This window comes from Methylobacterium sp. Leaf361 (genome assembly GCF_001424445.1).
GTDB lineage: Bacteria > Pseudomonadota > Alphaproteobacteria > Rhizobiales > Beijerinckiaceae > Methylobacterium.
Genome location: NZ_LMPY01000089.1, coordinates 176,787 through 183,875, shown reverse-complemented (window position 1 = coordinate 183,875; position 7,089 = coordinate 176,787). Strand labels below are relative to the sequence as shown.

The 7,089-nt window shown below is 74.0% G+C and carries 2 protein-coding genes and 1 tRNA gene; all 3 read left to right on the top strand.

Features of this window, described 5'->3' with window-relative positions:
• Positions 1–194 precede the first annotated feature (194 nt).
• The 3 genes from ASG32_RS31920 to ASG32_RS31910 all read left to right on the top strand — a co-directional run bounded on the left by ASG32_RS31920 (position 195) and on the right by ASG32_RS31910 (position 7,017).
• Positions 195–271 (top strand) — tRNA-Met (locus ASG32_RS31920).
• Positions 272–705: 434 nt separating this feature from the next.
• Positions 706–2,664, top strand: a complete 1,959-nt coding sequence (locus ASG32_RS31915) for an autotransporter assembly complex family protein (RefSeq protein ID WP_056534116.1) — start codon at positions 706–708, stop codon at positions 2,662–2,664.
• Complete coding sequence (locus ASG32_RS31910) at positions 2,665–7,017, top strand: translocation/assembly module TamB domain-containing protein (protein WP_056534113.1); 4,353 nt, start codon at positions 2,665–2,667, stop codon at positions 7,015–7,017.
• The last annotated feature ends 72 nt before the right edge of the window (positions 7,018–7,089 follow it).

The window sequence follows — 7,089 nt, the reverse complement described above, 5'->3', positions numbered from 1 at the left end:
CCATCTCGAACTCGGCCGTTAAACACGCCAGCGCCCATGGTACTGTGTCTCAAGACACGGGAGAGTCGGTCGCCGCCAGACCCGCCCATCGCAATACACACACCTTCCCTCGACACGAACACCGATCCGGCCCCCGGACACGGCGCACGCTCACACAGAGCCCGCGTCGACCCGGACCAGCCGTACAGACTTGGCGCGGGGTGGAGCAGCCCGGTAGCTCGTCAGGCTCATAACCTGAAGGTCACAGGTTCAAATCCTGTCCCCGCAACCAAATCCGACACACGGAACCCGCCGCGCTCAACAGCGCGGCGGGTTTTGCGTTGTGGCAGTAAGTCGCGTGGACCCGCTCGTGGCGCGGATACGCTCCGCGACAGGGCCTGCCCTCCGCGAGGGGAGGGGGTCCGAGCACCGCGCCGCCCCGGGTTCGCGGTCTGTGCCGCGTGCATCACGCGCGTCGAAGCCCATCGCCGGCCAGTCTCATCGAGAGCGGCCGAACCGGATCCTGGGCGCGGTCGCCCGGCCGCGACCTTGGCGGTGTTGGCCTCGCAGGCACCTGGCCTTAAGATGCGGTGGGGTACGTCGTGATACGGCGTAAGGGGGGAGCGGCAATGATCTCACAGGCAGGCGGCACGGCCGACCTCGATCGGAGCTGAAGAGCGCGGTTTGCGCGTCTCCGCTCCCTCTCATCGTCCAGGCCGACCGGTGATGCTTCGCGCATCGCCGCCGAGGCTGGTCGCCCTGGCCCTGGCCCTGCTGGTCGCCGCGGGGAGCCAACCCGCGCGCGCCTTCGACCTGTTCGGCCTGTTCGGCAGCGAGCCGGAGCCGCCGCCACCGAGCGCGACAGCGCTTCCGTACACGCTGCGGATCACCGGCACGGACGATTCCGACGTGCTGCGGGCCCTGCAGGACACGTCCACCCTCTATCGCCTGCGGCAGGAGCCGCCGCCCGACGGCGAGGGCCTGCTGCGCCGGGCCGAGACCGACCGCGCCAAGCTCGCCGACGTCCTGTCGGGCTACGGCTACTATCAGGGAACGGTGTCGATCCGGATCGACGGAGCGCCCGTGCCGGGCCAGGCGGCGACCGCGGTCGGTGCCGCGGAGGCGTGGCGCAACCGCGGCCTCGTCCCGGTACGGATCGCGGTGGATCTCGGGCCCCTCTACCAGCTGCGCCGGATCACCGCGCGCGATCCGGCGGGCAACCCGTTCCCGGACTCCGCGCTACCCGCGCGGGTCACACGCGTCGACGACGACGTTCCCGCGCGCTCGGCCACGGTGCTGGCGCGGGAAGCGCAGATCGTCGACCAGTTCCGCGCGCAGGGCCATCCCTTCGCCAAGGTGATCGCCCGCGACCCCGTGGTGGACGATGCCGCCCACGTGATGGACGTGACCTTCACGGTGGCGCCGGGCCCGGTGGCCGGACTCGGCCCGGTCGCCATCAGCGGAGCGCCGGGCATCGACCCGGCCACCATCCGGTCCTTCATCTACGCCGAGCCGGGCGACCCGTACTCACCCCAGGCGGTGGCGGCGATCCGCCGGTCGGTGGCGCGGATCGAGGGGATCGGCGGCGTGCGGGTCCGCGAGGGGACGACACTCGACGGCGACGGGAACCTGCCGCTGTTCGTCGCGGTCACCGAGCGCGAGCGCAACCTCGTGGGCGTCTCGGCGCGCTACTCCACGGTCGACGGGCCGGGCGTGCGGGCCTACTACGCCAACCGCAACCTGTTCGGTGGCGGCGAGTCCTTCCGGGTGGATGCCGACATCTACTATCTGGGTCTCGGCAACGACCCGTTCGCCAACCAGCGCAAGCTCGCGGGGATCGGCACGAACGGCCTCGGCGGCCGCCTCTCTGCGACCTACGTCCAGCCGGCCCTTTGGGGGACGCGCAACGACTTTCTCGCCAACGCCTTCATCACCCGAGAGGTGCAGCAGAGCTACCTCGTGGACGGGGGCGGCGTCTCGGGGGCGATCCGCCACCGGTTCTCGGACACGTTCTCGGCGCAGATCGGGCTCGACGCGCAGGCGGGCCGGTCGAAGGACGCCCTCGGCACGGTCAATTACCGGCTGATCGGCGTGCCAGCCTCCGTGACCTACGATTCCACCGACAGCCTCCTCGATCCGACGCGGGGCGTCCGGGCCCTCGCGTCGCTCGCGGTCTATCCCGGCGCGATCTCGTCGCCCGGCATCGTCGTGGCCAAGGCGCAGGGCTCCACCTACTACGCCCTCGACGACGAGGCCCGCGTGATCCTGGCCGGCCGCGTCGGCTTCGGATCGGTCTCGGGGGCGCCGCTGGGGGAGATCCCCGACAATTTCAGGTTCTTCGCGGGCGGCGGCGGCTCGGTGCGGGGCTACCCGTACCGGACCCTCGGGCCGATCGGCCCCTTCAACCTGCCGATCGGCGGCCGCAGCCTGCTGGAGGCCTCGCTCGAGGCGCGCATCAAGGTCACCGACACGATCGGCGTGGTGCCGTTCTTCGACGCGGGCACCGCCTTCGCCTCGGCGACGCCGGATTTCGACGAGAAGATCCGCAAATCCGTGGGCATCGGCCTGCGCTACTACACCGGCATCGGGCCGATCCGCGCGGACGTCGCCTTCCCGCTCGACCCCTACAAGGGCGGACACGTGCGTCCCGCCGTCCTGTATCTCAGCCTGGGGCAGGCGTTCTGAATGGTGTTCCGAACCGGACTCACGCCGCGCACCGCGCGTCCGACCGCCCGTCCCGGCCGGTGGAGCCTGGCGCTCGTCCTGGTCTGCCTCGCCCTGCTGCCCTGGACCTTCGCGGCGACGCGCGCCGACGAGGGCGACAAGTCCGTCCTCGGCGGCCTCCTGTCCCGCGCCCTGTCGACGCCCTCGTCGCGGGTGGCGATCGGCGCCATCGACGGCGCCCTGTCCTCGGACGCGACCATCCGGGACGTGGCGATCAGCGACCGCGACGGCGTCTGGCTGAAGCTCGACCGGGCCCGCATCGTCTGGCGGCGGCTGGCCCTCCTGTCGGGACGGCTGGAGGTCGACAGCCTCGAGATCGGGCATCTCGACGTGCTGCGCCGCCCGATCCCCGGACCGCCGCCGCCCGAGGCCAAGCCCGACGGGCGGCTCCTCCCGGACCTGCCGGTCAAGGTCGAGATCAAGGGGTTCAAGCTGGCCGAGCTGACGCTGGGCGAGGCGGTGGCCGGGCAGCCGGCGCGGCTGTCGGCGGAGGGCCGGGCGAAGCTCGGCGCCGCCAGCGAGGGGCTCGACCTGCAGGCGAGGGCGCAGCGCCTCGACGCGCCGGGCCGCTTCCTGCTGTCGCTGCTGTTCGTGCCGAACGGCGAGCGGCTTGAACTCAAGGCGAACCTGGTCGAGCCGGCGGGCGGCCTGCTCTCGAAGGCCGCCAACCTGCCCGGCACCCCGCCGATCGACTTCGCGCTCGACGGGACCGGGACACTGGATGCCTGGGTGGCCAAGCTCGACTTCACGGCCGGTCCCGACATCGGCGCCAGGGGCGGGGCGAAGATCTCCCGCATCGGGGCCGAGCGGCGCCTCGCCCTCGACCTCGCGGCCCGGATCGAGGGGCTGATGCCCGGTCCGGCGGCGGCGGTCTTCGCCGGCACCACCAAGCTCGACGGCGGCCTCGCCTTCGCGGATAGCGGCGCCTTCCGGATCGACCGGCTGGAGCTGACCTCCCGCACGGCGCGCCTGACGGCCGGCGGCAGCCTCACCCGCGACCGGGTCGCCGACCTGACGTTGCAGGCGCGCGCCCTGCCGACGGAGGGCGACGTCACCCGGGCCGGCGAGGCCGAGATCGGCAAGCTCGTCTTCGACGGCAGCCTCAAGGGACCGCTGGCGGCGCCCACCGTCCGGGGCCGTCTAGACGCGGCCGCCCTGCGCAGCCGCGATTCCAGCCTGGACCGGATCGAGGCCAGCCTCGGCATCGACCCGCAGGGCGAGCCGTCGGCGCAGCGTTTCGCCATCGCGGCGGACGGCCGGGTCGACGGCCTGAAGCTCGCCGACCCGGCCCTGCGCCGGGCGATCGGCAGCCGGGCCACCGTGACGCTCCGGGCCTCGGCCGGCGCCGACGGCGTTCTCGATATCGCGGCGCTCAACCTCGATTCCGACACGGCGCGGGCCGCCTATGCCGGCCGGGTCGGCCAGAACACCCTGACCGGCACCGTGGACGCGGCGCTGCCGGACCTCTCCGTCTTCTCGGGCCTCGCGGGCCAGGGTCTCGCGGGCAGCCTCGACGCCAAGGCGCGGCTCAGCGGCGATCCGGCGCGCAAGGCCGTCGCCGCCGACCTCGCCGTGACGACGAGCGGCGTCGTCACCGGGATCCGGGCGGCCGACCGCACACTCGGCCGCGCGCCGAGCCTCCAGGGGCGCGTCTCCCAGACCTTCGACGGGTACGGCTTCGACCATCTGCGCCTCGAAGGCTCCGGCGTCACCGCGACCCTGCAGGGCGAGGCGACGGCGACCCGCGCGGACGTCACCGGCAGGATCGACCTCAAGAGCCTCGCGGATCTCGACGGGCGCCTCACCGGCAGGGCCGGCATCGACGCGCGCCTGACCGGATCCCTGGAGCGTCCGGACGTGACCGCGACCCTGACGGCGCCCTCCGCCACCGCGGCCGGCAAGCCGATCCGGGACCTGCGCGTCGAGGCGGTCCTGCGGGACGCCCTCCTCGCGCCGGACGGCACGGTCCGGCTCGGCGGCGATGTCGGCGGCAAGCCGCTGACCGGCGGCGCGCACCTCGCGCGCGTCGGCGGGGACTGGGTCCTCGACCGGCTCGGCCTCGATCTCGGCTCGGTCTCCGTCGCCGGCCAGGCGACGGTCGCGGCCGACACGTGGCTGTCGGCCGGCGCACTCACCGTGCGGGCCGGCGACCTGACAGACATCGCGCCCCTGGTCCCGGAACCGGTCGCGGGCCGCCTCGACGCCGCACTGACCCTCGCCCGCGACGGCGGGCGCCAGGACGTGACCGTCCGCGCCACCGGGGCCGGTCTCCGCTACGGCGAGACCGCCCTCGCGCGGCTCGACGCGGACCTCTCGGGACGAGACCTGCGCGCCCACCCGGTCCTCGACGGGCGCGTCGAGGCCGACCGGCTCGTGGCCGCCGGCCAGCAGGTCGACACGATCCGGCTCCTCGCGAACGGCACGCCCGCCTTCAGCGACGTGAGCCTCACCGCCCGCGCGCGCGGCTTCACGCTCGACGGTGCCGCGCGGGTCGTCCCGGCCGCGGACACGCGGATCGAGATCCAGCGCCTGTCGGCGGCCCGCGGCAACGACCGCTTCGCCCTCACCGGGCCGGCGGCGATCACCCTCCGGGACGGCGGCGCGGTGATCGACGGCCTGTCGATCGCGGCGGGCTCCGGCCGCGTCACGGTCGCGGGCCGCGCCGGGCGGGATCTCGACCTCAAGGTGGCGATCCGGTTGCTGCCCCTGTCGCTCGCCCGGATCGCCGCACCGAGCATCGCCCTCTCGGGGACCCTGGACGGGGAGGCGGATCTCCGCGGCCCCGCGACGCGGCCGGAGGGGCGCTACGCGGTCAGCGTCGCCAAGCTCGTCGCCCCGCAGACGCGGCAGGCCGGCTTGCCGGCGATCGACGCGACCGCCAAGGGCACGCTGTCGGACGGGCAGGCGAGCCTGGACGGGCGGGTCACGGCCGGGCGCGGCGTCGCCCTGACGGTCTCCGGGTCGCTGCCCTTGGAGGCCGGGGGTCCGCTGGACCTGCGCGCGCGCGGGACACTCGACGCCGCCCTCGCCAATTCCCTCCTGAGCGTCGGCGGCCAGAGCGTCACCGGCAAGATCGCCATCGACGGCGGCGTCACCGGCACGCTCGCGGCGCCGCGGGCCCAGGGCGCGGCGGTGCTGAGCGGCGGGAGCTTCACCGATCCGCTGAACGGGCTCCGCTTCACCGGGATCGAGGGTCGCGTCACCGGCCGCGGCGACAGCGTCGTGGTCGAGCGCCTGACCGCGACCGCCCGCAACGGCGGTCAGGTCTCCGTCACCGGCCGCGTCTCCCTCGCGCCCGACTTCCCGGGCAATTTCCACGTCGTCGCCGACAAGGCCGAACTCGTCTCGAGCCCTCTGATGACGGCCGTGTCGAGCGTCGACATCACGCTGGCGGGGCCGCTGGCGCGGACGCCGCGGATCGCCGGCCGGGTGAACGTCGTGTCGATCGACGTCGCGGTTCCGGACCGGCTGCCGGCCACCATCCGGCCGCTGCCGGGCGTCCGCCACGTCAACACGCCGCCGGCCCTGAAGGCGCGTCTGGCGCAGCGGGCGGAGCGGAAGGCCGCGACCCGGTCCGGGCGACGGGGCGGGAAGCCGGCCGTCCCGTTCGACGCCACCCTCGACGTGACGATCGACGCGCCGAGCCGCATCTTCGTGCGCGGGCGCGGCATCGACGCGGAACTCGGCGGTGCGCTGCGCGCGACCGGCACCTCGGCGTCGCCCAACGCCAACGGCGCGTTCTCGCTGCGGCGCGGACAGTTCGAGCTCGTGGGCCAGCGCCTGGATTTCAGCCGCGGCCGGCTGACCTTCGCCGGCAGCCTGACCACGCCGGAGCTCGATTTCGTCGCCGAGACCAAGGCCACCGACGTGACCGCCCGCATCGCGGTCTCGGGCTTCGCGGACGCGCCGCAATTCTCCCTGACCTCGGATCCGGTACTGCCGCAGGACGAGATCCTGTCGCGGATCCTGTTCAAGAAGGCCTCGGCCGGCCTGTCGCCGTTCCAGGCGCTGCAGCTCGCCCAGGCGGTCGCCCAGCTCTCGGGGGGCGCCGCCGGTCCGGACGTGTTCGAGCAGGCGCGCAAGAGCCTCGGCCTCGACAGCCTCGACGTCTCCACCGGCGCGAGCGGCGGGCCGGCGATCGGCGCCTCGCGCTACATCTCGGATCGGGTCAGCGTCGGCGTGAAGGCCGGGGCGAAGCCCGCCGACACCGCCGTCGGGGTCGACTTCGACGTCACCCGCCGGATCAAGCTGAAGGGCGAGGCCGGGACCGACGGCCGCACCAGCCTCGGCGTCGGCGCCGAGTACGAGTGGTAGCCGGCACGGTCACACAGCTGCCCGTTCCACCGCGCCCGCGGGGCTGCGGGATCGACACGCCCGGTCAATGGT